The 26,473-nt window shown below is 70.5% G+C and carries 27 protein-coding genes; 13 read left to right on the forward strand and 14 right to left on the reverse strand.

What is annotated here, in order from left to right:
• Nucleotides 1-123 precede the first annotated feature (123 nt).
• From ACAV_RS07910 to ACAV_RS07925, 4 genes are all read left to right on the forward strand, one after another.
• Nucleotides 124-1,320, forward strand: a complete 1,197-nt coding sequence (locus tag ACAV_RS07910; RefSeq protein WP_013594047.1) for an aminotransferase-like domain-containing protein — start codon at nucleotides 124-126, stop codon at nucleotides 1,318-1,320.
• 3 nt (nucleotides 1,321-1,323) lie between these two features.
• Nucleotides 1,324-1,548 (forward strand): SlyX family protein, encoded by a 225-nt coding sequence (locus ACAV_RS07915; protein ID WP_013594048.1) that lies wholly within the window; start codon nucleotides 1,324-1,326, stop codon nucleotides 1,546-1,548.
• Between the two features lie 90 nt (nucleotides 1,549-1,638).
• Nucleotides 1,639-2,637, forward strand: a complete 999-nt coding sequence (locus ACAV_RS07920; RefSeq protein ID WP_013594049.1) for an aldo/keto reductase — start codon at nucleotides 1,639-1,641, stop codon at nucleotides 2,635-2,637.
• A gap of 91 nt (nucleotides 2,638-2,728) precedes the next feature.
• Nucleotides 2,729-3,115 carry a DUF6172 family protein gene (locus ACAV_RS07925; RefSeq protein WP_013594050.1) on the forward strand — a complete coding sequence of 129 codons (387 nt, stop codon included), beginning with the start codon at nucleotides 2,729-2,731 and terminating at the stop codon, nucleotides 3,113-3,115.
• 23 nt (nucleotides 3,116-3,138) lie between these two features.
• On the opposite strand, the gene ACAV_RS07930 is transcribed toward ACAV_RS07925, so the two are convergent.
• Entirely contained in the window at nucleotides 3,139-4,476 is a 1,338-nt protein-coding gene (locus tag ACAV_RS07930) for a DEAD/DEAH box helicase (protein ID WP_041829060.1), read from the reverse strand.
• Nucleotides 4,477-4,673: 197 nt separating this feature from the next.
• Here ACAV_RS07930 and ACAV_RS07935 point away from each other — a divergent pair, with 197 nt between their 5' ends.
• Both ACAV_RS07935 and ACAV_RS07940 read left to right on the forward strand, forming a co-directional pair.
• Entirely contained in the window at nucleotides 4,674-5,039 is a 366-nt protein-coding gene (locus ACAV_RS07935; RefSeq protein WP_013594052.1) for a translation initiation factor Sui1, read from the forward strand.
• 13 nt (nucleotides 5,040-5,052) lie between these two features.
• On the forward strand, nucleotides 5,053-5,274 hold the full coding sequence (locus tag ACAV_RS07940) for a DUF3820 family protein (protein WP_013594053.1): 222 nt from the start codon (nucleotides 5,053-5,055) through the stop codon (nucleotides 5,272-5,274).
• Nucleotides 5,275-5,302: 28 nt separating this feature from the next.
• Here the strand turns inward: ACAV_RS07940 and ACAV_RS07945 are convergent, their stop codons facing one another.
• Entirely contained in the window at nucleotides 5,303-5,734 is a 432-nt protein-coding gene (locus tag ACAV_RS07945) for a group III truncated hemoglobin (protein ID WP_049791238.1), read from the reverse strand.
• 62 nt (nucleotides 5,735-5,796) lie between these two features.
• Nucleotides 5,797-6,546: an iron-sulfur cluster repair protein YtfE gene (ytfE, locus tag ACAV_RS07950; RefSeq protein WP_013594055.1), complete on the reverse strand. Its 750-nt coding sequence runs from the start codon at nucleotides 6,544-6,546 to the stop codon at nucleotides 5,797-5,799.
• Between the two features lie 91 nt (nucleotides 6,547-6,637).
• On the opposite strand from ytfE, the gene ACAV_RS07955 reads away from it, so the two are divergent.
• Both ACAV_RS07955 and ACAV_RS07960 read left to right on the forward strand, forming a co-directional pair.
• On the forward strand, nucleotides 6,638-7,144 hold the full coding sequence (locus ACAV_RS07955) for an RrF2 family transcriptional regulator (protein WP_013594056.1): 507 nt from the start codon (nucleotides 6,638-6,640) through the stop codon (nucleotides 7,142-7,144).
• A 117-nt stretch (nucleotides 7,145-7,261) separates the two neighbouring features.
• Nucleotides 7,262-8,251 carry an SMP-30/gluconolactonase/LRE family protein gene (locus ACAV_RS07960; RefSeq protein WP_013594057.1) on the forward strand — a complete coding sequence of 330 codons (990 nt, stop codon included), beginning with the start codon at nucleotides 7,262-7,264 and terminating at the stop codon, nucleotides 8,249-8,251.
• 41 nt (nucleotides 8,252-8,292) lie between these two features.
• On the opposite strand, the gene ACAV_RS07965 is transcribed toward ACAV_RS07960, so the two are convergent.
• The 5 genes from ACAV_RS07965 to ACAV_RS07985 all read right to left on the reverse strand — a co-directional run bounded on the left by ACAV_RS07965 (nucleotide 8,293) and on the right by ACAV_RS07985 (nucleotide 12,751).
• On the reverse strand, nucleotides 8,293-9,132 hold the full coding sequence (locus ACAV_RS07965; RefSeq protein ID WP_013594058.1) for a VOC family protein: 840 nt from the start codon (nucleotides 9,130-9,132) through the stop codon (nucleotides 8,293-8,295).
• A gap of 16 nt (nucleotides 9,133-9,148) precedes the next feature.
• Nucleotides 9,149-9,595, reverse strand: coding sequence for a cupin domain-containing protein (locus ACAV_RS07970; RefSeq protein ID WP_013594059.1), 447 nt, complete (start codon nucleotides 9,593-9,595; stop codon nucleotides 9,149-9,151).
• Nucleotides 9,596-10,057, reverse strand: a complete 462-nt coding sequence (locus ACAV_RS07975) for a DoxX family protein (protein WP_013594060.1) — start codon at nucleotides 10,055-10,057, stop codon at nucleotides 9,596-9,598. It abuts the gene before it with no gap.
• Nucleotides 10,054-11,613, reverse strand: coding sequence for a GMC oxidoreductase (locus tag ACAV_RS07980; protein ID WP_013594061.1), 1,560 nt, complete (start codon nucleotides 11,611-11,613; stop codon nucleotides 10,054-10,056). The genes ACAV_RS07975 and ACAV_RS07980 overlap by 4 nt, the downstream gene beginning before the upstream one ends.
• Before the next feature lie 181 nt (nucleotides 11,614-11,794).
• Complete coding sequence (locus ACAV_RS07985; RefSeq protein ID WP_013594062.1) at nucleotides 11,795-12,751, reverse strand: HTH-type transcriptional regulator ArgP; 957 nt, start codon at nucleotides 12,749-12,751, stop codon at nucleotides 11,795-11,797.
• 70 nt (nucleotides 12,752-12,821) lie between these two features.
• On the opposite strand from ACAV_RS07985, the gene ACAV_RS07990 reads away from it, so the two are divergent.
• The gene (locus tag ACAV_RS07990; RefSeq protein ID WP_013594063.1) at nucleotides 12,822-13,484 is read left to right on the forward strand and encodes a LysE/ArgO family amino acid transporter; all 663 of its coding nucleotides are present in this window, start codon (nucleotides 12,822-12,824) and stop codon (nucleotides 13,482-13,484) included.
• Nucleotides 13,485-13,532: 48 nt separating this feature from the next.
• On the opposite strand, the gene ACAV_RS07995 is transcribed toward ACAV_RS07990, so the two are convergent.
• Together ACAV_RS07995 and serB are read right to left on the reverse strand one after the other, a co-directional pair.
• The gene (locus ACAV_RS07995; protein ID WP_013594064.1) at nucleotides 13,533-14,321 is read right to left on the reverse strand and encodes a MetQ/NlpA family ABC transporter substrate-binding protein; all 789 of its coding nucleotides are present in this window, start codon (nucleotides 14,319-14,321) and stop codon (nucleotides 13,533-13,535) included.
• A gap of 154 nt (nucleotides 14,322-14,475) precedes the next feature.
• On the reverse strand, nucleotides 14,476-15,189 hold the full coding sequence (serB, locus tag ACAV_RS08000; protein ID WP_013594065.1) for a phosphoserine phosphatase SerB: 714 nt from the start codon (nucleotides 15,187-15,189) through the stop codon (nucleotides 14,476-14,478).
• 153 nt (nucleotides 15,190-15,342) lie between these two features.
• Here serB and ACAV_RS08005 point away from each other — a divergent pair, with 153 nt between their 5' ends.
• Entirely contained in the window at nucleotides 15,343-16,407 is a 1,065-nt protein-coding gene (locus tag ACAV_RS08005; RefSeq protein ID WP_013594066.1) for a helix-turn-helix transcriptional regulator, read from the forward strand.
• A 123-nt stretch (nucleotides 16,408-16,530) separates the two neighbouring features.
• Nucleotides 16,531-18,231 carry a tannase/feruloyl esterase family alpha/beta hydrolase gene (locus tag ACAV_RS08010; protein WP_013594067.1) on the forward strand — a complete coding sequence of 567 codons (1,701 nt, stop codon included), beginning with the start codon at nucleotides 16,531-16,533 and terminating at the stop codon, nucleotides 18,229-18,231.
• Nucleotides 18,232-18,256: 25 nt separating this feature from the next.
• On the opposite strand, the gene ACAV_RS08015 is transcribed toward ACAV_RS08010, so the two are convergent.
• Both ACAV_RS08015 and mfd read right to left on the reverse strand, forming a co-directional pair.
• Nucleotides 18,257-18,931, reverse strand: a complete 675-nt coding sequence (locus ACAV_RS08015; protein ID WP_013594068.1) for a hypothetical protein — start codon at nucleotides 18,929-18,931, stop codon at nucleotides 18,257-18,259.
• An 81-nt stretch (nucleotides 18,932-19,012) separates the two neighbouring features.
• Nucleotides 19,013-22,504 carry a transcription-repair coupling factor gene (gene mfd / locus ACAV_RS08020; RefSeq protein ID WP_013594069.1) on the reverse strand — a complete coding sequence of 1,164 codons (3,492 nt, stop codon included), beginning with the start codon at nucleotides 22,502-22,504 and terminating at the stop codon, nucleotides 19,013-19,015.
• A gap of 156 nt (nucleotides 22,505-22,660) precedes the next feature.
• Here mfd and ispD point away from each other — a divergent pair, with 156 nt between their 5' ends.
• Together ispD and ispF are read left to right on the forward strand one after the other, a co-directional pair.
• Complete coding sequence (gene ispD, locus ACAV_RS08025) at nucleotides 22,661-23,485, forward strand: 2-C-methyl-D-erythritol 4-phosphate cytidylyltransferase (RefSeq protein ID WP_041829063.1); 825 nt, start codon at nucleotides 22,661-22,663, stop codon at nucleotides 23,483-23,485.
• A gap of 21 nt (nucleotides 23,486-23,506) precedes the next feature.
• A complete protein-coding gene (gene ispF / locus ACAV_RS08030) occupies nucleotides 23,507-24,004 on the forward strand; it encodes a 2-C-methyl-D-erythritol 2,4-cyclodiphosphate synthase (protein WP_013594071.1) in 498 nt (165 codons plus the stop codon).
• Here ispF and ACAV_RS08035 read toward each other — a convergent pair.
• Both ACAV_RS08035 and ompR read right to left on the reverse strand, forming a co-directional pair.
• The gene (locus ACAV_RS08035) at nucleotides 23,985-25,502 is read right to left on the reverse strand and encodes a sensor histidine kinase (RefSeq protein ID WP_013594072.1); all 1,518 of its coding nucleotides are present in this window, start codon (nucleotides 25,500-25,502) and stop codon (nucleotides 23,985-23,987) included. The genes ispF and ACAV_RS08035 overlap by 20 nt on opposite strands.
• 108 nt (nucleotides 25,503-25,610) lie before the next feature.
• Complete coding sequence (gene ompR / locus ACAV_RS08040; RefSeq protein ID WP_011794721.1) at nucleotides 25,611-26,342, reverse strand: osmolarity response regulator transcription factor OmpR; 732 nt, start codon at nucleotides 26,340-26,342, stop codon at nucleotides 25,611-25,613.
• Nucleotides 26,343-26,473 lie beyond the last annotated feature (131 nt).

The raw sequence follows: 26,473 nt of genomic DNA on the forward strand, positions 1-26,473 counted from the left end.
GGTGTGGGGCGTCGTTCTCAATGCGGTTGGCCCGTGCATTGTCCCGCAGCGCGCCGCACGCATGAAACATGCGCGGCCATTGGCGACAATGGGGGTCTTTCGCCACCACACCGTGAACACGCCATGCAATTCGCAGACCGCCTGAACAACGTCGAAACCTCTGCCATCCGGGAGCTGTTCAAGCTGCTGGGCAAGCCCGGCATCATCAGCTTTGCCGGCGGCTTTCCCGACAGTGCGATGTTCGACGTCGAGGGCATCCGCGAGGCGAGCGAGCGGGCGCTGAGTGAAGAGCCCGGCACGGCGCTGCAGTACGGCGCCACCGAGGGCTACAACCCGCTGCGCGAACAGCTCTCGGCCTTCATGGCCTCCAAGGGCGCGCAGGGCGTGCGGCCCGAGGACCTGATCGTCACCACCGGCAGCCAGCAGGCGCTCGACCTGCTGGGCAAGACCCTCATCAGCCCCGGCGACAAGGTGATCGTGGAAGGCCCCACCTTCCTGGCCACCATCCAGTGCTTCCGCCTCTACGGCGCCGAGCTGGTGAGCGCGCCCGTGGATGGCCACGGCGTCGATGCCGACGCGCTCGAGCGGCTCATCGTGGAGCATCGCCCCAAGTTCGTCTATCTCATCCCCACCTTCGGCAACCCCAGCGGGGCGCTGCTGTCGCTGGAGCGCCGCCGCAGGATCCTGGAGCTGGCCGTGCGCCACCAGGTGCTGATCGTCGAGGACGATCCCTACGGCGACCTGTATTTCGGCGAGGCGCCGCCGCCCAGCCTGCTGGCACTGTCGGCCACGGTGCCCGGCAGCCGCGAACTGCTGGCGCACTGCGGCAGCCTCAGCAAGGTCCTGAGCCCCGGCCTGCGCGTGGGCTGGCTGATCGCGCCTGCCGAGCTGCTGGCCAAGGCCACCATGTGCAAGCAATTCAGCGACGCGCACACCAGCACCTTCGCGCAGGCCACGGCCGCGCAGTACCTGCGTTCCGGCCGCATGCCGGCCACGCTGGAGAAGGTGCGCGCCGTGTATGCCGAACGCGCGCGCGCCATGGGCGATGCGCTGCGCCGCGAGCTGGGCGAGGCGATCGACTTCGTGCAGCCCCAGGGCGGCCTGTTCGTGTGGGCACGGCTGACCGGTGCGGGCGGCGCGGTGGCCGACGGCAACGTGCTGGCCAAGCTGGCCATCGACAAGGGCGTGGCCTTCGTGCCCGGCACGCCGTTCTTCTGCGCGAACCCCGACCATGCCACGCTGCGCCTGTCGTTCGCGACGGCCGACGTGGACAGGATCCGCGAGGGCGTGGCGCGCCTCGGCCAGGCGCTGCGAGGCTGAGCCATGCCGGGCCCCGACCGCACCGCATCCGAACGCCTCGACGAGCTGGAGATCAAGGCCAGCTACGCCGAGGACCTGCTGGACCAGCTCAACGTCACCGTCTATCGCCAGCAGCAGCAGATCGATGCGCTGCAGCGCGCCCTGGTGGCGCTGCGGCAGCAACTGCCCGAGCCGGGCGGCACCGCGACCGGCGGCAGCCTGCGCGACGAGATCCCGCCGCACTACTGATCCCCCTGGCCTCCGCCGCGCAGCGGCCCTGCGCTGCTTCTTCCCGTTCCCGCATCCTTCGTGCTCCCTTCGCCCTGAAAGGCCCGCCCCATGCAATACCGCCGCCTCGGCCGCAGCAACCTGCAGGTCTCCGCCCTCTGCCTGGGCACCATGATGTTCGGCGACCAGACCGGCCGGGACGAGGCCGCGGCCATCGTGGCCGATGCGCGAGGGCGCGGCGTGAATTTCATCGACACGGCGGATGTCTATACCAGGGGCGCTTCCGAATCGATGCTGGGCGACCTGCTGGCGGGCCAGCGGCACGAATGGGTGCTGGCCACCAAGCTGGGCAACCGGATGTCCGACCGCGTGAACGAGAGCCACTATTCCCGCAGCTGGATGCTGCGCGAGGTGGAGTCCAGCCTCGCGCGCCTGCGCACCGACCACGTGGACATCCTCTACCTGCACCGCGATTTCCTGGGCATGGACCTCGAGGAGCCGCTCTTCGCCCTCGATGCGCTGCTGCGCGCGGGCAAGATCCGCTACTGGGGCGTCTCCAACTTCCGCGCCTGGCGCATCGCCGAACTGGTGCACGGTGCCGCGCGCATCGGCATGCCCGGGCCCGTGGTCTGCCAGCCCTACTACAACCTGCTCAACCGCATGCCGGAGGTCGAGATCCTGCCGGCCTGCGCGCACCACGGCCTGGGCGTGGTGCCCTACAGCCCCATTGCGCGCGGCGTGCTCACCGGCAAGTACCTGCCGGGCGAGGCGCCCCCGCCGGGCACGCGCGCAGGGCGGGGCGACAAGCGCATCGCGGAGACCGAGTTCCGGCACGAATCGCTGGTGCTGGCGCAGGAGCTGAAGCGGCACGCCGAGGCCCGCGGCGTGACGCTGGCCCAGTTCGCCACGGCCTGGGTATTGGCGCACCGGGCGGTCAGCGCCGTCATCGCGGGCCCGCGCACCCTGGCCCAATGGCAGGATTACGGGCCTGCGCTCGAGTACACCGTCACGCAGGAAGACGAAGCCCTGGTGGACGGCATGGTGGCGCCGGGCCATCCTTCCACGCCGGGCTACAGGGACCCGGCATATCCCTCTCCGCCGCGCGTCTAGACCCGCTCCAGGCTACTGCGGAGCGAGCCCATCCGCCGCACGTTGCTATTGAAATCATAGTACGCAGGCCCGGGCAGGTTACGATGGGCACATGCGAAAGACCTATGTGCTCCATATCGATGGCAAGAACCGCGACCGGCTGCTGGATGCGGCCCGCCACGACATCCACCGCTACCTGCGCCGCGAGCGCCGCCGCGCGCTGCCCGAGGGCGCGCGCTTCTGGGACTTCGACTGCCGCTTCGGCCGCACGCAGGACGATGCGCGCAGCGTGCAGGTGGAAGACATCACCCGCCTGATCGACGGCGTGGCGCAGTCCGGCGATGCGCAGTTCTACGTCGAGATCGTCGCCAGGCCCGGCGAATGCATGCCCCGCAAGCCGGCCGTGCGCCCGGCGGACTCCGGCGGCGACGGCCCGCATGACGAGGATGGCGACGGTGCCGACGGCGGCGCGGATGGCGGAGGCGACGGCGGGGACTGACGCCACCTGGCGGGCGGCCAGCTTCAATCCGCCGTGGGTTCCCCGGTGCCGCCTGCCTGCGCCGCGGCGGCAGCAGCGGCCCGCAACTTGTCCTTCTTGCTCGGACGCCGGCCCTTGATGCCGCCCGTGCCCGGCGGCAGCTTTCCCGGGCGCGCAGGCGCATCTTCCTGGGTGCCGGCCTCCTGCGCTGCGGGTGCGAGCGCCACCTCGAATCCCGCCACCTGTTCCACCGGCAGCGCCTGCAGGCCGTGGCGCCGGGCAAGCAACTGCCAGTGGGGCGCGGCCTCGGGCGTGACGAAGCTCACCGCCACGCCGCTGGCGCCGGCACGCCCCGTGCGGCCGATGCGGTGCACGTAGTCGGCCGCGGCGCGAGGCAGGTCGTAGTTCACGACGGCCGGCAGCCCGGCGATGTCGATGCCGCGCGCGGCCAGGTCCGTGGTCACCAGCACCTGCCAGCGCTCGTCGCGGAATTCCTGCAGCACCTGCCGGCGCGTGCCCTGGCTCAGGCCGCCGTGGAAGGGCGATGCGTAGATGCCGGACTGGTAGAGCTTTTCCGCGACATGCTCGGCAGCGTACTGGGTGGCCACGAACACCAGCACCCGCGTCCAGCCGGGCTCCTGCGTGAGCAACTGCTTCAGCAGCTGGGTGCGGCGCGGGCCTTCCACCGCGATGGCGCGCTGGGCGATGTCGGGCGCGGTACCGGGCGCTTCGGCGATCTCGATGCGCAGCGGATCGCGCAGCAGGCCCTCGGCCAGCCGGGCCACGCCCGGCTCGAAGGTGGCGGAAAACAGCAGGTTCTGGCGCTGCGCCGGCAGCAAGGCGAGCACGCGCTGCAGCTCCTCGGCGAAGCCCAGGTCCAGCAGCTGGTCGGCCTCGTCCAGCACCAGCGCCTGCACCTGCGAGAGCGACAGGGCGTTGTGCTCCACGAGGTCCAGCAGCCGGCCCGGCGTGGCCACCACCGCGTCCGCGCCGCCGCGCAGCGCCATCAGCTGCGGGTTGATGGATACACCGCCGAATGCGATCGCGATCTTCAGCCGCGGCCCGGGCAGGTGGCCCGCCAGTTCGCGCAGCACCTCGCCCACCTGCGCGGCCAATTCGCGCGTGGGCACCAGCACCAGGGCGCGTGGGCGCCGCGGTCCGGGGCGGGCGCCGGCCTGCTGCGCTTGCGGCAGGAGTCGCTGCAGCAGCGGCAGGCCGAAGGCGGCCGTCTTGCCGGACCCGGTCTGCGCGCGGCCCAGTACGTCGCGTCCGTCCAGCACGGCGGGAATGGCCTGTACCTGGATGGGCGTGGGCGTATCGAAGCCCAGGGCCCCGGCAGCATGGACGAGGGCGGGCGAAAGGCCGAGGGCGGCAAAGGGCATGGCGGGCAGGAGGGCAGGGGGCCGGGGCATGGAAGGCGCCGCGGCCATGGAAACAACGACGGGAAAACGCGAGGGAGTGCGAGGGCGCTCCCCGCGGATTGTGCGGCACCGCCGCATGCCCCGGATAATCGCGCCATGCCCATTCCTGCCGCGACCTCCGTTTTCCACCCTGCCGCCGGCCTCCAGCGGAGCCTTCCATGCGCCTGAGCGACCTGGGCGGCCTCGTCTATTCGACCGAATCCGGCCGCATGTGCCCTGCGTGCCGCCAGCCGGTCGCGCAATGCGCCTGCGCCGCCGCGCGTGCGGCCGCGGTGCCGGCGGGCGATGGCATCGTGCGCGTCTCGCGCGAGACCAAGGGGCGCGGCGGCAAGGCGGTGACCGTGGTGAAGGGCGTGGCACTGCCCGCGGCCGAACTGGCCCAGCTGGGCAAGCAGCTCAAGGCCGCCTGCGGCACGGGCGGCACCGCCAAGGACGGCGTGATCGAGGTGCAGGGCGACCATGTGGAGCGCGTCATGCAGGCGCTCCAGGCGCTGGGCCACAAGGTCAAGCGCGCGGGCGGGTGAGGGGCGGACGGACATGGACCCGGCACAGCTCGAGCGGCTCGTCACGGTGGTCATGCCCTACGGCAAGCACAAGGGCACGGCGATCGCCGACCTGCCCGGCAACTACCTGAACTGGTTCGCCCGCGAGGGCTTTCCGCCCGGCGACATCGGCCGCCTGCTCGCGCTGATGCACGAGATCGACCAAAACGGCCTGTCGGACCTGCTGGCACCGCTGCGCGCCGCCCGCAAGGGCTGACCGGGGGGCGGGCCGGCCCAGGGCGGCCTCAGTGCCCGTGCCCGGCGTTTCCCGCGAAATCCGGCAGCCGCCCCACCAGGGCACGGAACAGGTTGCGCGCCACGCCGTGCGCCGCCTGCTGCAGGCCGTGGGCGACGTCCGGCGCGAAGCGGCGTTCCGTGTGCTGCTTCCACAGCCCCACCCACGCCGCGAAATGCGCGGGCGTCACGCCCTGCAGGGCCGCGTGGCGCTGCTGCACGTTGCCGCGGTAGCTCCGCGCGCCCAGCGCCACCGTGGCCCAGAAATCCACCATCCGCGAGAGGTGCGGCTCCCATCGGTCCCCCAGCGCCTCCTCGAAGACGGGGCCGAGCAGCGGATGGGCGCGCACGTCCGCGTAGAACCCGTGGACCAGCGCGGCGATGGCGTCATGGTCCAGCGGGGTGGGGGCGAGGATGTCGGGAGGAGGGGCTTGTTCGGGCATGGCGAGGGAGGGATTGTCCTGCACGGTGTCGATCGCCGCGCGGCAGGGCGGCAGGCCGGCGGTCAGCGGCAGCCGCACGCGCCTGCGCCAGCACCCGCGCCGCAGCCCTGGGGCGCGGCGGCCGTGCCGTCGAAGCGCGGGAACAGCACGTTGTTCTCCAGGTGGATGTGCTCGACGAGGTCGTCGCGGAACTGCTCCAGCCCCGCGTAGAGCGCGCGCCAGGTGTTGCAGGCGCCTGGCGGCGGCGTCATCTGCCCGGTGAGGGCCGCGAGCCGCTCCAGCGTCTCACCGTGCTCCGTGTGCTCGGCGCGCATCATGGCGATGGGCGGGCCCGCGAAGGCATCGCCGCCGCCCCGGAGCATGGGAAACAGCACCCGCTCTTCCTTGAGCATGTGCGACAGCAGTTCCCCCTGCGTGGCCTCCAGCAGGTCGGCCAGGCCCGCCGGTACCTGCGGATGCTCCCGGTGCACCGCCTCCACGCGCCGCGCCATGCGGACCAGTTCCGGCAACTGCGCGCGGTGCACCTCGTGGTAGCGCACCACGACGTGATCGAGCAGCGCGCCGGTGTCCAGGGCAGGGTCGGGCGCCGTGCCATCGCGCTGCAGGGCGCCAAGCTCGACCTGCAGCGCGGCGAGGTCCAGGCCCTTGTCGGCCGCGGCCTGCGCCAGGCTCACCTGCCCGCCGCAGCAGAAATCCAGGTGCAGCCTGCGGAACACCGCCGTGGCGCCGGGCAGGGACACGGCGATCTGGCCCAGCGCCTGCCGGGAGTCGATCGTGGCGGCGGGCGAAGCATCGGGACGGCGTGCATTCATGGTGGTTCCTTAAAGATTCATTTGTGATGAATATTTTATGCAATAAGATTCATCCCAAGAGACTCTTTCGGATTGATCCAACGCAAACGCCATGCGCCTCACCCAATGGACCGACTACGCCCTGCGCGTGCTGATGTACTGCGCCGCCTGCGAGGGGCGCGCGCAGCCCGTGACCATCACCGAGGTGGCGGGGCAGCACGGCATCTCGCGCAGCCACCTCATGAAGATCGTCCAGGCGCTGGCCGCGCAGGGCCTGCTGGACACGACGCGCGGGCGGGGTGGGGGGCTTCGCCTGCGCGTGCCTGCCGCCGACATCCGCCTGGGTGACGTGGTGCGCCTCACCGAGAGCGACTTCGACATGGTGGAATGCTTCGATCCGGCGGTGAACCAGTGCCGACTCACCGGGCACTGCCTGCTGCGCGGCGCGCTCGCGCAGGCCACCCAGAGCTTCCTGGCGGTGCTCGACGGCGTGACGCTGGCCGACCTGGTGGCACGGCCCGCCGCCGCAGGAGCCACCTCGCCCGGACGCCGGCGCGCGCTGGCGGTGGTGCCGGTGCCCGGGTTGCCGGTGCGCGCCCCCCTGGCCGGACAGCCCTGACCCGCGCAGGCGGCACGCGCCTGCACACCCTTGCGTCCGCAGCTTCCACGTGCGTCGCTGTTCGCCGCGTATCCTGGCGCACGCCGGCCCGCGGACCAGCCGGAGGAAGGAACCGACGTGAACCCTGCGACCCAGAACCTGCTGCCCGGCCGCCTGCTGCGCCGCCCGGGCAGGCCGCTGGCCGATCCGGATTTTCCGGGCATTCGCATCGGGGCCGCGCGCCTCGCGGATGTGCTCGCGCCCGACGCGCCGCTGTGGGTGCTGCACGAGGGCGCCATCCACGCTGAAGGCCCGGCGTGGCAGGCATCGCACCGGCGCCTGCTGTTCTCCGACGTGCCCAACCGGCGCATCAATGCCTGGTATGAGGAAGACGGCCGCGTGGAATCGCTGATCGACCCGGCCTGGTTCCCGAACGGCAATGCGGTGGCCGCGGACGGCAGCGTCTATCACTGCGAGCACGGGCGCCGCTGCATCAGCCGCTCCGCGCCCGGCCTGCAGGGCGAGCCGGAGCCGGTCGTGACGCATTACGAGGGCCGGCGGCTCAATGCGCCGAACGACGTGGCGGTCGCGCCCGATGGTGCGGTGTGGTTCACCGACCCGGTCTTCGGCATCGTGATGCCCGCCCAGGGCGCGCTGGCCGAGCCCGAGCTGGCGCACCGCAGCCTCTACCGCTTCGATCCCGCCACCGGCATGCTCGCGCGCATGGCCGATTTCGAGCAGCCGAACGGAGTGGCGCTCGCGCCCGATGGGCGCACGGTGTATGTGACCGACACATCGATGGCGCTGGGCGAGGCCCCTGGCGGTTCCCCGGGAAGCCGGCACGAAGTCGAGGCTTTCACCGTCGGCGCCGACGGCGCGCTTGCCGACCGGCGCTTCTTCTGCTCCCCCGCGCAGGGCAATCCCGACGGCCTGGCGGTGGACGGCCGCGGCTGGGTCTGGTGCAGCGCGGCGGACGGCGTGCACATCTGGTCGGCCGGGCAGGAGTACCTCGGGGCGATTCCCATCGCGGAGACGGTGTGCAACGTCTGCTTCGGCGGCAGCAGCGGCCGGCGGCTCTTCATCGCGGCATCGACGCGGCTGCTCGCGATCGACCTGCGGGAGGGCTGAAAGCCGGGGCGTTCCGCGCACGCCGGCGCCAGCGCGGTGGGCTATGCGCGGGCTTGCGCAGTGCCGTCGATCTGGTGGATATGCCCGTCCGGATCGCGCAGCACCGCGGGCCCGGAACCCTGCCAGACGATGCGGGTCGCGGCCACGTCGTGGATCGCCCAGGGTTCCGCCGGTGCGCCCTGCGGATGCCGGTAGTGCAGCAATTCGACATGCGGCCCCGGCCCTGCGGGATGCATCGGCACCACGTCCACGTGCACATCGTCCAGGCCGTCGAGCGCGGCCTGCGTCGGGCCGTGGTTCAGCGTGGCGCTGCCTCCTACCAGGCCGTGGGCACGGTAGAACGCGCAGGACCGCTCTGCATCCGCCACTGCGATCGCGCTGTGGTCGATGCCGAGAATGCCGTGGCCCTGCCACCCGCGGCTTTCGCCGTCCGGAAACTGGATCAGCTCCAGCGGATGCCCTTCCGGGTCGCGGAACTTGACCGCAATGGCTCTGCCCGTGGAGGCGGGCAGCGTGACCGGACTGGCGCGGCTGACCGGCGTGGCCCCTGCCGCCTGCACGCGCTCCCAGGCGGCAGCGATGTCATTCGTGACCAGCGCGAAATGCTGGAAGCAGCGCGACGCGGCGTCCGTGCCGTCCGGGTAGGGCCGGCCGGGCCGGTCGTACTGGTCGATCCACAACCGGGCTGCACCCAGGCCCATCGCGTACCGCATGCCGCCGCCCGCGAGACCGAGCAGCGCCGCCTCGCCGGCCGCGATCGGCCGAGGTGCCGATGCTTCCTGGACAAAGCCCAGCGCTTTGTAGAACCGCACCAGGGCCGCACTATCGCGGGCCACCAGGCAGAAGGCGGCGATGCGGTTCAGTGCTGTCTCATGCTGCATGGCGGCATACCCGGACTCAGCCCAGCTCGCATGGCCGGCGCACCGGCGCGCGGTGCAGCTGCACCGTCATCAGGCAGCAGGGCTCGTCGCCCACGGTGCCGGAGCGGTGGCCCTTTTTGCCATCGACCTCGGCGCACCCCTGGTCGCCCCCGAACGAGAACTCGCCCGGGCCCTGCTCGATGCGCGTGCCATCCATCGCCTCGATCCACCAGCGGCCCGAGAGCACGACGATCCATTGCGGGGCCGGGTTCTCGTGCCACTCGCCCACCCAGCCGACCGGCTGCACGGTGAAGACGACGGTCGAATCGCCGCGCTCCATGGCGTTGTTCCACTGCGGATCGGCGGCGCCGACGCGGTGCAGCTCGTAGTCGGTGAGCGCGCAGGCCTGGAAGCGGCTGACGCCGTCGGCATCGGTGTAGAGGTGCTGGTACGGCACGGACGGGCGGGGGCCGGGATCGGACATTCAGGGGCTCCGGTAGGGTTGGCTCGACGCGAGGGGCGCATCGAGAAAAGGCTGCAGGCCGGAACCATCGGTGCCGGCCACCAGCAGCAAAAAGCCGGCGCCCAGCGCCAGGTTCTTGAGGAAATCCCAGAACAGCCCGCGCGCCTTGCCGTCGGGGTTCGACCAGAAGTCCCCGGGCTTCCAGAACGGCTTGAACAGCACCGCGGTCGCAAAGCAGTAGCCCGCGATCGCGAAGGCCGCCGCCCGGTCCGAAACGCCGGTGACCACGCAGATGCTGCACACCACCTCGATCGCCAGGCCGGCCAGGATCACGGCGCGCGCCAGCCAGCGCGGCCTGAACATCTCCTGCGCCTGCCCCACCGCATGGCCGAAGCCCAGCAGCTTGTCGAGCGCGCTGAAGGGCAGGAAGATCAGCACCATCACGCAGCGCACGAGGAAGGCCACGACGATGGCGGCGGTCACAGGCGCCCCTTCAGGATGTCGGCCACGCGCAGCGCGTTCGCGATGATGGTGAGCGTGGGGTTTACCGCGCCGATCGAGGGAAAGAAGCTCGCGTCGGTCACGTAGAGGTTGTCCACCTCGTGGGCCCGGCAGTCGAGGTCCAGCACCGAGGTGGCCGGGTCGGTGCCGAAGCGGCAGGTGCCGGCCTGGTGCGCGGTGCCGGACAGCGGTATGTCCTTGCCGAGGTAGAGCGAGCGCTCCACCAGCACCGCGGGCCAGCCAATCGCGTCGAGCACCTGCTTGAGCTTGGCCTGCAGGCGCTTGAGCGCCTCCTCATTGGTCGCGCGCACGTCGAGGTGCACCTTGCCGTCCCGGTAGTACACGCGGTTCTCGGGGATGGGCAGGTCCTCGGCCTGCAGCCAGAAGTCCATCGAATGCCGGGCCATCTCTTCGAACGGCATTTCGGGCAGGTGCTTCATCAGCCCGGGCAGCGGCGCTTCGCCCTTGATCTGGTCCGCATGGCTGGTCGCGCACATCTGGATCAGCCCCAGCGGATGCTCCCAGTCGTCGCTGCCGAAGTAGAAGTCGCCGAGCGCGAGCGTCTTCTGGAAGACCGTCTCGTTGACCTCCTTCATCACCGCCATCACGATCGACATCTCGTGGCGCATGTAGTTGCGGCCGACCTGGTCCGAGCCATTGGCGAGGCCCCTCGGGTGCCGCTCGTTCGCCGAGCGCAGCAAGAGCAGGGCGGACGACAAAGCGCCGCAGGCCACCACCACCGTGCCGGCGGTGTAGCGCTCCTCGCGGCCGCCGCGTTCGACCACCACTCCCTCCACCCGCCGGCCGCTGGCATCGGTCTCCAGGCGCGAGGCATAGGCGCCGGTCAACAGCGTGATGTTGGGGTGGTCGCGCAGCATCGGATCGATGCACATCACCTGGGCATCGGCCTTGCCATTGAGCAGGCAGGGAAAGCCGTCGAAGTACGAGCAGCGCATGCAGGTGCTCGTCGGCGTCGCGAAGCCGTCGTCCTGCTGGTCGAGCAGGATGCCGAGCGGCAGGTGGAAGGGATGCAGGCCGATGCCACGCAGCCTGTCGTTCAATTGCGCGATCCTGGGTTCGTGCTTTACAGGCGGGAAAGGGTAGGGCGTGGTGCCCGGATCGAGCGGGTCGTCCCCGCGCAGGCCATGCACGTGGAACAGCGCCTCGGCCTCGTCGTACCAGGGCGCGAAATCGGCATAGGCCAGCGGCCAGGCCGGCGAGATGCCGCCGTGGTGGCGTACCTCGCCGAAGTCGCGCTCGCGCAGCCGCAGCAACGCGGCACCGTACACCTTCGAATTGCCGCCCACGCAGTAATGGAGCTGCGGGGCGAACCGGTGCCCGTCCCGGTCGATCCATGATTCGCGCGCCTGGTAGCGGCCTTCCACGAACACGGCCTGCGCGCTCCAGTTCGCTTCCTCGCGCCGCAGGTAGTCGCCGCGCTCCAGGATCAGGATGCGCTTGCCGGTCGGCGCGAGCCGGTGCGCGAGGCTCGCGCCGCCAGGGCCGCTGCCGATGACGATCAGGTCGTAGTGGGACATCACGCGGGTTCTTTCATCGCACCGGAAGGGGCATGCCCCATGCGTGGGGACCTCTACGGGGCCGCATTCATGGTAGCCCGGCAGGGGGGCGGGAAATGTGCGCCATGGCCGCGTTCCTGCCATGCGCTGCGCTTTTGCGGCGGGGTCCTACAGGCCGGGTCCGGAGTGGTGGCGCCTGCTGCTACTTCTTCCCCGGCTTGCGCGAAGCGCCCGCCCGCCGTGGGCCGCGGCCGGTGTCCAGCCAGTCGTGCGCGGCGGCCATCACGCACTGCGTGAGCCGCTCCAGCCCCGCCTGGGCCGAACGCGGATGGGCCCAGTAGAGCGCCACGTCCATGCCGGTGCCCGGCAGCATCTCCACCAGGGTGCCGTCCGCGAGCTGCCGCTCGATCAGCACCGTCGGGTGCATGCCCCAGCCGATGCCCATCTCGCAGCTGCGCAGGAAGCCCTGGTTGGACGGCAGGAAGTGCCGCGGCGGATGGCGGCGCGAGCCGAGGCCCTGGCGCTGCAGCCACTGGTCCTGCAGGCGGTCGTTGCGGCTGTACACCATCATCGGCGCCTGCGCGATGGTGTCCGGGGTCACGCCGCCCGCGTCCGGCCCGAAATGGCGGCGCACGAATGCCGGGCTGGCCGCCGCCACGTAGTGCATGGATCCCAGCGGCCAGGTGTTGCAGCCCGCGATGGCGCCGGCGGTGGCCGTCACGGCGGCGATCACCTCGCCTTCGCGCAGCCGCTGCGCGGTGTGCTCCTGGTCGTCGATGCGCACGTCCAGTTGCTCGTTGCCGCCCTCGGCGAAGGCCGCCATCGCGTCCATGAACCAGGTGGACAGCGAATCGTCGTTCACCGCCAGCCTGACCGTGGGTGCGGGGGCGTGGGCATCGGGCACCAGCGCGGGGTGGGCCCGGCGCAGCTCGTTCTCCAGCAGGGCCACCTGCTCCAGGTGCAGGCACAGCCGGCGTCCGGCCTCGGTGCCGGTGCAGGGCGTGCCGCGCTGCACCAGCACCTGTCCTGCACGCTCTTCCAGTTGCTTCACGCGCTGCGAGACGGCTGAAGGCGTGACGTGCAGGCGCCGCGCCGCACGTTCGAAACTGCCCTCGCGCACCACGGCCGCAAGGGCCTCGAGTCCGGCGTAGTCCAGCATGAAGTAATGCTTAATGATGGTTAGAGTTTTTAAGTTTACATAATTTTTACACTCGCCCAGAATCGGCTGCATGTGGGCACTTCTTCCTTCCTCTTCCCCGTTCTCCGGCGGGGCCGCGTCCGCCGCCTGGCTGGCCGGCTTCACGGTCTGCATGTCCCTGATCGTCTCCATCGGCGCGCAGAACGCCTACGTGCTGCGCCAGGCGGTCGCCGGGCGGCACGTGCGGGCCTGCGTGGCCCTGTGCGTGCTGGCCGACGCGGTGCTGATCGGCGCCGGCGTGGCCGGCATGGCGCGGTTGCTGGAGAGCGCCCCGGGCCTCGCACATGTGCTCACCCTGGGCGGAGCCGTGTTCCTGCTGGCCTACGGGCTGTTCGCGTGGCACCGTGCCCTGTTCGGTGCCGGCGCCGGCCTGCGCACCGACGGCGACCGCACCCGCCAGGGCCTGCTGGGCGTGCTGGGCACCCTGGCCGCGATCACGCTGCTCAACCCGCATGTGTACCTGGACACCGTGGTGCTCGTGGGCTCCATCGGTGCCCGTCAGGAGGGCGACCTCAAGTGGGTCTTCGTGGCCGGCGCGGCATCGGCCAGCCTGCTGTGGTTCCTGATGCTCGCCTTCGCCGGGCGGCAATTGCAGGGCGTGTTCGCGAAGCCGATGGCCTGGCGGCTGCTGGATGGCCTCACGGGCGCCATCATGCTCACGCTGTCGTTCTGGCTCTGGCAGGGGCTGGAATGAAAAAGGCGCCGCGAAAGCGGCGCCTTGTGCAGCGGATGGCGCAGGCGGTCAGAACGCCGGCACGATCGCACCCTGGTACTTGTCCTGGATGAACTTCTTCACTTCGGGCGTGTGCAGCGCCTTCACCAGCTTGGCGATCGCCGGGTCGTTGGCGCGGTCGGCACGGGCGGCGATCAGGTTGGCGTAGGGCGAATCGCTGCCTTCGATGAACAGCGCGTCCTTGGTCGGGTTCAGCTTGGCCTCGATCGCGTAGTTGGTGTTGATCAGGGCCAGGTCCACGTCCTGCAGCGCGCGGGGCAGCAGGGCGGCTTCCAGTTCACGGAACTTGAGCTTCTTCGGGTTCTTGACGATGTCGATCGGCGTGGCAGTGATGTTCTTCGGGTCCTTGAGCGTGATGAGGCCCTGCTTCTGCAGCAGGATCAACGCGCGGCCCGCGTTCGACGGGTCGTTGGGGATGGCGATGGTGGCGCCGTCCTTGAGCTCGCTCACGGACTTGATCTTCTTCGAATAGGCGCCGAAGGGCTCCACGTGGACCTTGCCGTCCGGCACCGCCACGATGCTGCTCTTGCGGTCCTTGTTGTAGCTGTCCAGGTAGGGCTGGTGCTGGAAGAAGTTGGCGTCGAGCTGCTTGTCTTCCACCGCGGCGTTGGGCTGGATGTAATCGCTGAATTCGCGCACCTGCAGGTCCACGCCCTGGGCCTTGAGCTGCGGCTTCACGAAGTTCAGGATCTCGGCGTGCGGCACGGCGGAGGCCGCCACCTTGAGGACGGTATCGGCTGCGTGGGCGGAGACGGCGAGCGCGGCGAGGGCCAGGGCGGAGAGGGCTTTCTTCAGCATCGGGACAAGGGCTTTCTTCGGTTGGTTCGGGGCGTCCCGGCCGCGCCGGGGCTGTCACCCATGGCCCGGAAGTCTAGGTAGTTTCCCGCAGCCTCACCACGTTTTTATCGTCATACCCATATAACGCGACTGCTGCTTATGCACAGCCGGCGGCTCAGCGCAGGATTTCCAGCAGCCGGTCGAGGCCGCCCTCGTTGATCGCCACCCTGGCCTGCGCGCGCACGGCAGGCTTCGCATGGAAGGCCACGGACAGGCCGGCCACGCCCATCATGGGCAGGTCGTTGGCCCCGTCGCCCACCGCGATCGCCTGCGACGGGTCGATGCCCATCAGCGAGGCCACTTCCAGCAGCGTGCGGCGCTTCTCGGCGCCGTCGCAGATGTCGCCCCAGGGCTGATCGACCATGCGGCCCGTGAGCCTGCCGTCCTCGATCTCCAGCACGTTGGCGCGGGAAAGGTCGATGCCCAGGCCGGCGCGCACCCGGTCCGAGAAGAACGTGAAGCCGCCCGACACCAGCAGCGTGGCGAGGCCCGCGGCCTTGGCGGCAGTGATGAGTTCCTTCGCACCAGGATTGAAGCGCAGGCGCTCGCGGAAGACCTGCTCCATGTGCTCCACGCCCACGCCGCGCAGCAGCGCCACGCGCTGGCGCAGGCTCTCCTTGTAATCCGTGATGAGGCCCTGCATGGCGGCTTCGGTGATGGCGGCCACCTCGGCCTTGCGCCCGGCGGCATCCGCGATCTCGTCCACGCATTCGATGTTGATCAGCGTGGAGTCCATGTCGAAGGCGATGAGCTTGTAGTCCGACAGGGACAGCGGGGGCTCGATGCCCTGCAGGACAAGGCCGGGGGCGAATTCGGTGGCATGGGTCATGGTGCTCGGAACAGCGGTGGCGGAAAGTCGGCGATGTTATCTCCGTACCGGCCCGGGCTTGTGCGGCGCGGTGGCGCTCCCGTACCATCCGCCCCCGAAGAGGCAGTACCCGGACCCGCTCCGGGGACCACAGACCCACCAGGAGACAGGCCCATGCATTTGCAGGAATGGGAGGCCGTGCAGGACGGCCCCGCCATGAGCGCATGCACCCGCCAGGCACCGGCCCGCGCCTTGCCGGCGATCGGCCCGCTGCAGGCCTTCAGCGCCGGCCTGCTGCGGCTGTCCGAGCGTGCGCGCCAGGGTGCCCCGCAGGCCATGCTGCGAGACGCGCTCGACATCCTGCGCACGCTGGTGCCCTTCGACATGGCGTGGTGGGGCGAGGTGTCGGCCGGCACGCCCCAGGTGGCTCCGCGCAACTGGCTGCACGGCAGCATCGGCCTCAGCCGGCAGTTCGCCCAGGAGTGGAACCAGCTGTCCATGGAGGACGAATTCGCGCAGGCATCGCTGGACAGCCTCGGGCAGGTGGTCGTGGGCAATGCCTGCAGCGGGCAGCCGCTGTCCGCTTCGCCGCGGGTGGAGGCCTTCTGCGAGCGCCACGGTCTGTTCCACAGCATGGCCTTCACCGTGGCGCTGCCGGACAGCGGCCTGCAGTTTTTCGTCTGCGTGTACCGCAAGCCCCTGGCCCCGCCGTTCTCCGGGCAGGATGCGGCGCTGTTCGGTGAGTTCGTCCCGCACCTGCTGGACCACTGGCGGCACATGCTCGAAACCCTGCAGAGCGCCTCCATCGCCCGGGCCTGGGACAGCTACGCGCTGGCCGATACGGAGGGCCGGCTGCTATTCCTGGGATTGCGCGTGGGCCAGGCACTGGCGCAGGCCCATCCCGGATGGTCCGGCACGGCCTTGCCCCCCGAGTGTCATGCGGCCTTGCGGCAGTTGCCCGGCAGCCTGGAGGTCGGCAGATCGTGCCGCCTGCACCTGGAGGCCTGCGGGGCCCTGGTGTGCCTGCGCCTGCCATCGCGGCAGCGCAAGTCGCCGCTCGCCCCGCGCGAAATGAGCGCCGCCCTGCTGTACGCGCACGGACATGGCTACAAGGCCATCGCCGGTCTGCTGGGCCTATCGCCTGCCACGGTGCGGACCTACCTGCGCAGTGCCTATGCCGTGCTGGGCGTGCGCAACAAGGTGGAACTGGCGGCGGCGCTGCGCGGCCCGCGCCATTGAGCGCGGGCTCGGGATTTTCCCCAGCCGTCTGCATTTGCAGGGGTCTTCGCACGGGCATGGCGTCCTATCGTGCCGGCAGGCCGCATGGCGGCCTGCCACAACGCACCAAGGAGACTTCCACCCATGTTCCGCCGAGACCCCATCACCGCGGCCACGCCGGCCCGCGGGCGCCTCCCGGGATCCGTCCCGTCCGTCGCAACCCGCCCGGGGCCGCCGCAGGGCTGCTCCGTCCTCCGGCCGGCCCCTCTCCGGCGCCGGGGTGCCCTGGGGGCCTGGGGCGTGCTGGCCGCCCTGGGCCTTGCCGGCTGCGGCAGCGGTGACGGCGGGGGCGGCCTGGTCGCGCGGCCGCTGGCCGAGTCCTGCCAGGCCTATGCGGCGGCATCACCCCTGCCGCACGGCGCGGTGGTCACGCGCACCGAACTGCGCAAGGGCTCGGGCACGCAGCCCGACGCGTGCATCGTGCGCGGGCAGATCGTGTCGTCGCCGGAGTCCACCATCCGCTGGGCGGTGGAGCTGCCGGAGCCGGCCGCCTGGAACCGCAAGACCCTCACCATCGGCGGGGGCGGGTTCGACGGATTCATCCCTACCGACGATCCCTGGTACCAGCAACTGGCCGGCCCTTCGGCCCATCCCTACGTGAAGATCAGCTCCGACTCGGGCCACCCGTCGCGCGGCTTCGGCTGGGCCTCCAGCGACGTGGCGCTGCGCAACCATGCCTACGACGCCAACCACTTCGTGCTCGACGTGGGCACCGCCATCGCCACGGGCTTCTACGGCCAGCGCCCGGTGCGGCGCTACCACATGGGCCACTCCAATGGCGGCCGCTCGGCGCTGGCGGCCGCGCAGAAGTACCCGCAGGACTACGACGGCGTCATCGCCATGGAGCCGGCCATCAGCCAGCAGGCGCACCAGGTGAACCTGGGGGCGACGGTGCTGCGGCACATTTTCTCGCGGCCCGAGAACTGGCTGAGCGCGGAGAAGATCGCGCTCTATGCGCGCGCCGAGACCGCGGCCTGCGATGCGCTGGACGGCCTGCAGGACGGCATCATCGGCAACGTGCAGGCCTGCAACTACGTGCCCACCGAACTGCTGTGCCAGGGCGCCGAGAACGATGCCTGCCTGACCGCGGGGCAGATCGAATCCATCCGGCTGATCCACAGCGCGCACGACATCCCCGTCACCCTGTCGCGGGGCGAGCGCGGCTATCCAGGCTATGGCCGCGGCGGCGCGGCCACCTCGGACTGGAAGGACTACATTTTCGGCAGCAGTTTCCAGGCCCGCGATTCCTTCAATTTCATGGCCGCCCAGGAAGGTGCGCGGGTGGCCGAGGGCAATCCGCAGCGCAGCCTGCTGGACCACGATCCCACGCAGTTCCCGTCGCAGTACCTGCGCCTGGCCGGCATGATGGACACCACCGATCCGGACCTGTCGGCGTTCGCCGCCCACGGCGGCAAGCTGCTGATCTGGTACGGGTTGGCGGACACCTGCGTGTCGGTCTATCGCACCGCGGCGTATTTCGATACGGTGCGCGAGCGCCTGGGGGATGACCGCGTGCGCGGCTTCGCCCGCATGTTCGCCACCCCCTCGGTCGGCCACAACCTGGACGGCCCGGGCGGCGATCCGCGCTCGATCGACCTGCTGGGCGCGCTCGATGCCTGGGTGGAGCGGGGCGCCGCGCCGCAGGACCTGGTCACCACGCGCTTCGCGGCGGACGGCGCCACGCCGGTATTGCAGCGGCCTGTCTGCGAGTACCCCCGGTTCCCGCGCTACAACGGCACGGGGGACCCGTCCCGGGCCGACAGCTTCACCTGCTCGGCCACCTGACTCGGCCATCTGATGCGCGGGCGCCTCAGGAGCGCAGGTACAGCCGGTCCGACCACGTGGCCAGCCATTCGGGCCGGAAGGCCACGAACACCGCGCAGAGCATGCCCGTCACCACTGCGTCGCCCCAGGCCATGAGCCAGCGGGCGACCATGGCCAGGCCCGGGTCCACGCCCGGCAGGCCATGGCCGCTCCAGAGCGCAAGGCCGCTGGCCGCGAACATGCACAGGGCCGTGCCGAGGAAGGCACGGCCCAGCACATAGACGAAGAGGTGCGTGCCGGCCAGCCGGCGCAGCAGCGCGCCCAGCAGCAGCGCGAGGGTGGCGGGCACCACGCCCTGCCAGGCCGCCAGGCCCAGCGCCTCGCTCCACGTCAGGGCGGGCGAGAGCAGGGCCGCCATCGCCGCCACCGTGGCCAGCACGGGCACGGCCAGCGGCCAGCCCACCATCAGCACGACGAGGCAGGCGCCCGACAGCTGCAATTGCAGCGGCATGGCGTGCAGCGTGGGCAGGGCCCATATCCAGGGCAGGAACACCAGCGTGGCCAGCAGCGGCGTGAGCAGGGGCGATGCCTGCCGTGCCTCTGGAGCGCCCCCGGGGCCTTCCGGAGCGTGGGTAGCGGGCCCGGCCGCCAGCAGGCGCCACGGGCGGGTGGCGGCCGCGGCGGCGAGGGCGATCAGGACGATGGCGGCTTCGAGGGGCATGGGGGCATCCGTGGGCAGCTCCGGCAACCGGCGCTCCCGGCGCCCCGGCGGTCCGCGGCGGCGCGCCCCGCGCGGGCGGCGTCAGGCCGGAGCGCCCTGCGCGGCCCCCAGGGGCTGGCCCAGGCTGCGCAGCACGTCGCGCACCATCTGCGCCCGGTCCTTCGCGTCCGGCAGTTCGCGCTCGATGCGCAGCTTTTCGTTGCCCGCGAGCTTGATGTGCCTATTCTTCTGGATCAGGTGGATGATCTGCATCGGGTCCACTGGCGGCTGGGGCCGGAACGTGATGTTCGTCACGCCCGGTGCCGCATCCACCTTGATGACCCCGTAGGGCTGCGACAGCACGCGCAGCCGGTGCACGTCGATCAGCGTCTGCGCCTGCGGCGGCAGCTTGCCGAAGCGGTCCACGATTTCCTCGAGCAGGGCGTCGATCTGGTCCGCGGTCTTCGCGGTGGCGAGCTTCTTGTAGAACGACAGGCGCAGGTGGACATCGCCGCAGTAGTCGTCGGGCAGCAGGGCCGGCGCATGCAGGTTGATGTCCGTGGTGACCGACAGGGGGCTCAGCAGGTCGGGCTCCTTGCCGGCCTTGAGCGACTTCACGGCCTCGGACAGCATCTCGTTGTAGAGCTGGAAGCCCACCTCCAGCATGTTGCCGCTCTGGTTCTCGCCCAGCACCTCGCCCGCGCCGCGGATCTCCAGGTCGTGCATGGCGAGGTAGAAGCCCGAACCCAGCTCCTCCATCTGCTGGATCGCATCCAGACGCTGGGCCGCCTGCTTGGTCAGGCCGTCCACGTCCGGCACCATCAGGTAGGCATAGGCCTGGTGGTGGCTGCGGCCCACGCGGCCGCGCAGCTGGTGCAGCTGCGCCAGGCCGAACTTGTCGGCGCGGCTCATGATGATGGTGTTGGCCGTGGGCACGTCGATGCCGGTCTCGATGATGGTCGAGCACAGCAGGATGTTGTAGCGCTGCGCCACGAAGTCGCGCATCACCTTCTCCAGCTCGCGCTCGGGCATCTGGCCGTGGGCCACGGCGATGCGCGCCTCGGGCAATATCTCCTCGAGCTTCTGGCGGCGGTTCTCGATGGTCTCCACCTCGTTGTGCAGGAAGTAGCACTGGCCGCCGCGCTTCAACTCGCGCAGCACCGCCTCGCGGATCACGCCCGTGCCCTCGTTGCGCACGAAGGTCTTGATCGCCAGGCGCCGCTGCGGCGCGGTGGCGATCACCGACAGGTCGCGCAGGCCTTCCAGCGCCATGCCCAGCGTGCGCGGGATGGGGGTGGCGGTGAGCGTGAGCACGTCCACTTCGGCGCGCAACTGCTTCATCTGCTCCTTGTGGCGCACCCCGAAGCGGTGCTCCTCGTCGATGATGAGCAGGCCCAGGTTGTGGAACTTGGTGGATTCACTCAGCAGCTTGTGCGTGCCCACCACGATGTCCACCGTGCCGTCGCCGATGCCCTTGATGGCCGCGGTGATCTCCTTGCCGGAGCGGAAGCGCGAGACCTCCGCGATCTTCACCGGCCACTTGGAGAAGCGGTCCACCAGCGTCTGGTAGTGCTGCTCGGCCAGCAGCGTGGTGGGCGCGAGGAACGCCACCTGCTTGCCGCCGGTCACGGCCACGAAGGCTGCGCGCAAGGCGACTTCGGTCTTGCCGAAGCCCACGTCGCCGCAGACCAGCCGGTCCATGGGGCGGGGCGAGATCATGTCCTGGATCACCGCGTGGATGGCGGCGTTCTGGTCGGCCGTCTCCTCGAAGCCGAAATCGTTGGCGAACTGCTCGTAGTCCTGGGGGCTGTAGCGGAAGGCGTGGCCCTCGCGCGCCGCGCGGCGCGCGTAGATGTTGAGCAGCTCGGCGGCGGAATCGCGCACCTGCTCGGCGGCCTTGCGCTTGGCTTTTTCCCACTGGCCGCTGCCCAGCTTGTGCAGGGGCGCCTCGTCGGCGGACACGCCCGTGTAGCGGCTGATGAGTTGCAACTGGCTGACCGGCACGTAGAGCACGGCCTTGTCGGCGTATTCGAGGTGCAGGAACTCCTGCATGGCGGGCGTGCCGTCGGGGTTCTTCTGGCCCACGTCCATGTGGATCAGGCCCCGGTAGCGGCCGATGCCGTGCGCGCTGTGCACCACCGGGTCGCCCAGCGTGAGTTCCGACAGGTCCTTGATGAGCGCCTCGACATCGCTCACCTGCTCCTGCTTCTTGCGCCGGCGCGTGGTGGTGCCGGCCGCGAAGAGCTCCGTCTCGGTGACGAAATCGATGCCTTCCTCGATCCAGGCGAAACCCGTGGCCAGGGCGGCCGTGGCGATGCCCACCCGCTCGTCGGCCTGGCCCTGGAACTCGGCCAGCGAATCGAAGGCCGGCGGGTTCAGCTGCGAGGCGCGCAGGAAGTCCAGCAGGCTCTCGCGCCGGCCGTCGCTCTCGGCGAGCAGCAGCACCCGGTGCTGCGTGTTGCGGATGTGCGCATGCAGGCGCGCCAGCGGATCCTCGGCACCGCGCACCACCGACAAATCGCCCAGCTTCTGGAAGTGCGGGTTGTCCTCCACGTCCTCCACGCCCGGCCGCAGCGCGAGCTGCGCATGCGCGTTGGCGCGGGTGTAGAACTGCTCGATGCCCAGGAACAGCGATTCGGGCGGCAGCGCGGGCCGGTCGGGGTCGCCCTGCACCAGGCGGAAGCGCTCCTTCGTGTCCTGCCAGAAGCGCTGGAAGGCCGGCTCCAGGTCGCCGTGCAATACCACCGTGGCGTCCTCTCCAAGATAGTCGAAGACGGTGGCCGTCTCGTCGAAGAAGAGCGGCAGGTAGTACTCGATGCCGGCGGTGGCCACGCCGTTGCCCATGTCCTTGTAGATGCGGCTTTTCGTGGGATCGCCCTCCAGCAACTCGCGCCAGCGGCTGCGGAACTTGGCCCGGGCCGCGTCGTCCATGGGGAACTCGCGGCCGGGCAGCAGGCGCACCTCGGGCACGGGGTAGAGGCTGCGCTGCGTGTCGGGATCGAAGGTGCGGATGGAGTCGATCTCGTCGTCGAACAGGTCCACCCGGTAGGGCACGGGCGAGCCCATGGGGAAGAGGTCGATCAGCCCGCCGCGCACCGCGTATTCGCCAGGGCCCACCACCTGCGAGACGTGGCTGTAGCCCGCCAGCGTGAGCTGGGCGCGGAACTTCGCCTCGTCCAGCTTCTGCTTCACCTTGAAATGGAAGGTGTAGGCCGCGAGGAACGAGGGTGGCGCAAGGCGGTAGAGCGCCGTGGTGGCCGGCACCAGCACCACGTCGGCGCCGGTGTCCCGGTCCTTCTGGCTGATGCGCCAGAGCGTGGCCAGGCGCTCGCTGATGAGGTCCTGGTGCGGCGAGAACGTGTCGTAGGGCAGCGTTTCCCAGTCGGGGAACAGCGCGCAGCGCAACCCGGGCGCGAAGAACGCCATCTCGTCGATCAGGCGCTGCGCGTCGGTGGCGTCGGCCGTGACGATGGCGGTGGTGCGCCGGGCGGCCTTCTCGCGCTCCGCGACGCGCGCGAGCAGCAGGGCGTCCGCGCTGCCCACGGGGCGCGGCATGGTGAAACGTTTGCCGGGGATGAGTTTGGGGAGGTCCATGGGGGAAGCGGGGACTGGCTGGGCGCACCGGGGCGCCGCGGGCCGTGCGCGGTGCGGCGCGGCCATGCAGGCATTCTAGGGCGGCGGCCATTCCGGCGGGGCGCGCGGGGCATGCCGGCCGGCCAGGGCGCGCCGCGCTCCTACAATGGCCGCCCCATGAGCGACCTGCTGCCGCCCCGACCGACCCTTTTGTCTCCGGCCACGCCGGGCCGTTTCTGGGCCCTGCTGCCCTGTGCGGGCACCGGTGCCCGCGCCGTGGCGCCGGGCGCCGCGGCCGGCGTGCCCAAGCAGTACCAGCCGGTGGCCGGGCTGCCGCTCGTGCTGCATACCCTGGCGGCATTCGCGGGCGTGCGGCGTCTGCTGGGCACGCTGGTGGCCGTGGCGCCGGGTGATGCCTTCTTCGACGCCCATCCCCCCGGCCTCCATTTCGCCGTCGCCTGCGGCGGCGCCACCCGCGCCGACACCGTGCTCGGGGGCTTGCGTGCGCTGCGCGAGCGCGGGGCGGAGGAGGGCGACTGGGTGCTGGTGCACGACGCGGCGCGCTGCCTGGTGACCACCGCGCAGATCGACGCCCTCATCGATGCCTGCGAGCACGACAGCGTGGGTGGCCTGCTGGCCCACAAGCTGGCCGACACGCTCAAGACGGCCAGCGAGGGGCCGGGCGGCGTGCGCGTCGCCTCCACGGTGGACCGCAGCGACAAATGGCTTGCCCAGACCCCGCAGATGTTCCGCCTGGGCACCCTCGAATCCGCGCTCGTGCGGTATGGCGCGCAGGCCACCGACGAGGCCAGCGCCATGGAGGCCATGGGCCTGCACCCGCGCCTCGTGCCGGGCGGGGCGCAGAACTTCAAGGTCACCTATCCGGACGACTTCGCCCTGGCCGAGGCCGTGCTGGCGCAGCGCCTGCTGCCGGCCACCCTGGAGCGCTTCGGCGGGCCGCTCGCCCAGGGCGCGCCGCTGCCGGGCAAGACTTTCTTCTGACAGACAAAGGCGCAACTGCCCATGACGCTTCCCCCATTCCGCATCGGCGAGGGCTGGGACATCCATGCCCTGGTGCCGGGCCGCCGCCTCGTGATCGGCGGCGTGGACATCCCCCACACCATGGGCCTGCTCGGGCACTCCGATGCCGACGTGCTGCTGCATGCGGTGACCGACGCGCTGCTGGGCGCCGCCGGGCTGGGCGACATCGGCAGCCATTTCCCGGACACGGACGAGCGCTTCAAAGGCGCCGATTCCATGGTCCTGCTGGTGGAGGCCGCACGGCGCGTGCGCGAGCGCGGCCACGAGATCGGCAACATCGACAGCACCGTGATCGCCCAGGCGCCGCGCCTCGCGCCGCACATCCCCGCGATGCGGGAAGGCATCGCCCGGTCGCTGGGCCTGCAGCCCTACCAGGTGAACGTGAAGGCCAAGACCGCCGAGCGCATGGGCCCCGTGGGGCAGGGCCTGGCCATGGAGGCGCGCGCGGCCGTGCTGCTGTTCAGGCCTTCGCCGGCTTGACGGGCTTGCCGCCCTTGGCGGCATCGGGCGGCAGCTGGCGCTTGATCTGCGGACGCTGCAGCCGCTGCTTGGGGTCCTTGCCGGCGGGCAATTGCGAGGCGCGCTGCAGCTGGATGTGCGCCACCAGGCCGCCGGAGCCGGAATTGGCCAGCGCGAAGATGCCACCCATGCGCTGCACGGTCTTGTCCACGATGGCGAGGCCCAGGCCCGCGCCCGCTGCCGCCGTGCGCGCGGAGTTGCCGCGGAAGAAGGGCTTGGTCAGGTTGCTCAACTGGTCGGGCGGCACGCCCGGGCCGTGGTCGCGCACCTTCACCAGCACCCATTTCTCGCGCCCCTTGGCGGCGATCTCCACCGACGCCGTGCCGCTCTCGGGTGTCTTGCCGTAGCGGCGGGCGTTCTCCAGCAGGTTGGAGATCACGCGTGCCAGTTCCACCTCGTCGGCCAGCACGATCAGGTCTTCCGGCACGCTCATGGAGATCTGCAGTTCGCGGTGGTCCTGCACCGCATACACGCAGGAAGACACCACCCCGTGCAGGTTCACCGGCGTGAGGGTCACGTGGTCCGGCCGCGCGTAGTCCAGGAACTTGTCGATGGTGGCGTCGAGCTGCACGATGTCGGCCACCATGTGCTCGCGGGCCACGTCGTCGATCACGCTCATCTCGGTTTCCAGCCGCAGCCGCGCCAGCGGGGTGCGCAGGTCGTGCGAGATGCCGGCCAGCATCACCGCCCGGTCCTGCTCGAGTTTCGCGAGCTTCTGGGCCATGCGGTTGAAGCCGATGTTCACCTCGCGGATCTCGCTGGTCACCACTTCCTCGTCGAGCTGGCTGGCAGCGAAGTCGCCGTCGCGCACGCGGTTGGCGGCATAGGAGAGTTGCTTGAGCGGCCGGTTGATGAGCCGCGCGATCGCCGCGGCGCCCGCCAGCGACAGGGCGGCTGCGGTGATGAGCCAGATCAGCCAGGTCTTGCCGCCCGCCGTGCTCAGGCGCGAGCGGTCCATCAGCAGCCAGTTGGGATCTCCGTTGATGGTGAAGCCCACCCAGAGGCCGCTCTCGCCGTTCACGCTGCCGGCCACGATGGTGCCCGGGCCGAGTCGCTCGGTGAGCTCTTCGGTCAGGCGCACGCCCAGCGCGGTGTCGTCCACGAGGTCGAAGCGGTCGCTGGGCTCGCGGGGCAGGATGCGCACGCCCTCCTGGTCTGCCATGGTCTTGATGAGCGAGACGCGGGCGATGGCGTCCGCATGCACCAGCGCGGCACGGCTCAGGTTCACGAGGGAGGCGATCTGCTGCGCTGTCTGCAGGGTGCGGGGCTCGAATTCGAGCGCGCGCAGCGTCTGCAGCCAGGCCAGGATGCTGCCCACCAGCAGCAGGGCGAGCAGGAAGAAGGTGCGCCAGAAAAGATTCAGGCCGACGCGCGTGCGCTGGGACGCACGCCGGTTCGGCGTCGTCTCCAGTGGCGCGGGGCTGGTGGCGTCCGTGGACGCATCATGGGAGGCGCTCATGTCAGGTCAGGAGAAGAGCCGGGCCGCTGCAGGCCGCGGAAGGGCAGCGGGCACCGGGCTGCACAGGGTGCCGGCCCGGTGCCCGCGCGCGGGGTGGTCGGCCGTGGATCAGCTCGCTCCATCCGGCACGAACACGTAGCCCACGCCCCAGACGGTCTGGATGTAGCGGGGGGCGGCGGCATCCACCTCGACCAGCTTGCGCAGGCGCGAGACCTGCACGTCCAGGCTGCGGTCGAAGGGCTCGAACTCGCGGCCACGGGCCAGCAGGGCCAGCTTTTCGCGCGACAGCGGCTGGCGCGGGTGGCGCACCAGGGCCTTGAGCATGGCGAATTCGCCGGTGGTGAGGGGCAGTTCCTCGCCGTTCTTCTGCAGGGCGCGCGTGCCCAGGTCGAAGGTGAAGGGGCCGAAGGTCACGACCTCGTTGTCGCCCGAAGGGGCGCCCGGGGCTTCCTGCGGCGGGCGGCGGCGCAGCACGGCGTGGATGCGCGCCAGCAGTTCACGGGGATTGAAGGGCTTGCCCAGGTAGTCGTCCGCACCCACTTCCAGTCCGACGATGCGGTCCACGTCCTCGCCCTTGGCGGTGAGCATGATGATCGGGGTACGGTCGTTGGCCGCGCGCAGGCGGCGGCAGATGGAGAGCCCGTCCTCGCCGGGCATCATGAGATCCAGAACGATCAGTTCGACCGTCTCGCGCAGCAGGATGCGGTTGAGCGCCTTGCCGTCTTCCGCCACCATGACTTCGAAGCCTTCCTGGGTCAGATAGCGGCGCAGCAAATCACGGATGCGCGCGTCGTCGTCCACCACGAGGATCTTGTCGGTACGGTTGGTTGTAGAGGCCATGAGTTTCCTGGGTCCTATTTGTAACAGAGCCGATTCTGACCACCTTGCCGCCCGAAGTTCGCGTTTTTCCGGCGGGTTTGACCAAGTGTTACAAATTTTGCGGAGGCTATCAGCGGGGTTGTCCGTGCGAC

Origin of the sequence: Paracidovorax avenae ATCC 19860 (genome assembly GCF_000176855.2) — a bacterium.
Classification (GTDB): Bacteria; Pseudomonadota; Gammaproteobacteria; order Burkholderiales; family Burkholderiaceae_C; genus Paracidovorax; species Paracidovorax avenae.

Excerpts from the sequence above, each read along its gene's own strand:
- ispD (WP_041829063.1), top strand. The coding sequence starts at position 22,661 with ATGAGCGACCTGCTGCCGCCCCGACCGACCCTTTTGTCTCCGGCCACG.
- ACAV_RS07990 (WP_013594063.1), top strand. The coding sequence starts at position 12,822 with ATGTGGGCACTTCTTCCTTCCTCTTCCCCGTTCTCCGGCGGGGCCGCG.
- ACAV_RS08005 (WP_013594066.1), top strand. The coding sequence starts at position 15,343 with ATGCATTTGCAGGAATGGGAGGCCGTGCAGGACGGCCCCGCCATGAGC.
- ACAV_RS07970 (WP_013594059.1), bottom strand. The coding sequence starts at position 9,595 with ATGTCCGATCCCGGCCCCCGCCCGTCCGTGCCGTACCAGCACCTCTAC.
- ACAV_RS08035 (WP_013594072.1), bottom strand. The coding sequence starts at position 25,502 with ATGAGCGCCTCCCATGATGCGTCCACGGACGCCACCAGCCCCGCGCCA.
- ACAV_RS07925 (WP_013594050.1), top strand. The coding sequence starts at position 2,729 with ATGCGAAAGACCTATGTGCTCCATATCGATGGCAAGAACCGCGACCGG.
- ispF (WP_013594071.1), top strand. The coding sequence starts at position 23,507 with ATGACGCTTCCCCCATTCCGCATCGGCGAGGGCTGGGACATCCATGCC.
- ytfE (WP_013594055.1), bottom strand. The coding sequence starts at position 6,546 with ATGAATGCACGCCGTCCCGATGCTTCGCCCGCCGCCACGATCGACTCC.
- ACAV_RS07995 (WP_013594064.1), bottom strand. The coding sequence starts at position 14,321 with ATGCTGAAGAAAGCCCTCTCCGCCCTGGCCCTCGCCGCGCTCGCCGTC.
- ACAV_RS07940 (WP_013594053.1), top strand. The coding sequence starts at position 5,053 with ATGGACCCGGCACAGCTCGAGCGGCTCGTCACGGTGGTCATGCCCTAC.
- ACAV_RS07945 (WP_049791238.1), bottom strand. The coding sequence starts at position 5,734 with ATGCCCGAACAAGCCCCTCCTCCCGACATCCTCGCCCCCACCCCGCTG.
- ACAV_RS07910 (WP_013594047.1), top strand. The coding sequence starts at position 124 with ATGCAATTCGCAGACCGCCTGAACAACGTCGAAACCTCTGCCATCCGG.
- ACAV_RS07985 (WP_013594062.1), bottom strand. The coding sequence starts at position 12,751 with ATGCTGGACTACGCCGGACTCGAGGCCCTTGCGGCCGTGGTGCGCGAG.
- ACAV_RS07980 (WP_013594061.1), bottom strand. The coding sequence starts at position 11,613 with ATGTCCCACTACGACCTGATCGTCATCGGCAGCGGCCCTGGCGGCGCG.
- ACAV_RS07930 (WP_041829060.1), bottom strand. The coding sequence starts at position 4,476 with ATGCCCTTTGCCGCCCTCGGCCTTTCGCCCGCCCTCGTCCATGCTGCC.
- ompR (WP_011794721.1), bottom strand. The coding sequence starts at position 26,342 with ATGGCCTCTACAACCAACCGTACCGACAAGATCCTCGTGGTGGACGAC.
- ACAV_RS08010 (WP_013594067.1), top strand. The coding sequence starts at position 16,531 with ATGTTCCGCCGAGACCCCATCACCGCGGCCACGCCGGCCCGCGGGCGC.
- ACAV_RS08015 (WP_013594068.1), bottom strand. The coding sequence starts at position 18,931 with ATGCCCCTCGAAGCCGCCATCGTCCTGATCGCCCTCGCCGCCGCGGCC.
- ACAV_RS07915 (WP_013594048.1), top strand. The coding sequence starts at position 1,324 with ATGCCGGGCCCCGACCGCACCGCATCCGAACGCCTCGACGAGCTGGAG.
- mfd (WP_013594069.1), bottom strand. The coding sequence starts at position 22,504 with ATGGACCTCCCCAAACTCATCCCCGGCAAACGTTTCACCATGCCGCGC.
- ACAV_RS07935 (WP_013594052.1), top strand. The coding sequence starts at position 4,674 with ATGCGCCTGAGCGACCTGGGCGGCCTCGTCTATTCGACCGAATCCGGC.
- ACAV_RS07920 (WP_013594049.1), top strand. The coding sequence starts at position 1,639 with ATGCAATACCGCCGCCTCGGCCGCAGCAACCTGCAGGTCTCCGCCCTC.
- ACAV_RS07955 (WP_013594056.1), top strand. The coding sequence starts at position 6,638 with ATGCGCCTCACCCAATGGACCGACTACGCCCTGCGCGTGCTGATGTAC.
- serB (WP_013594065.1), bottom strand. The coding sequence starts at position 15,189 with ATGACCCATGCCACCGAATTCGCCCCCGGCCTTGTCCTGCAGGGCATC.
- ACAV_RS07965 (WP_013594058.1), bottom strand. The coding sequence starts at position 9,132 with ATGCAGCATGAGACAGCACTGAACCGCATCGCCGCCTTCTGCCTGGTG.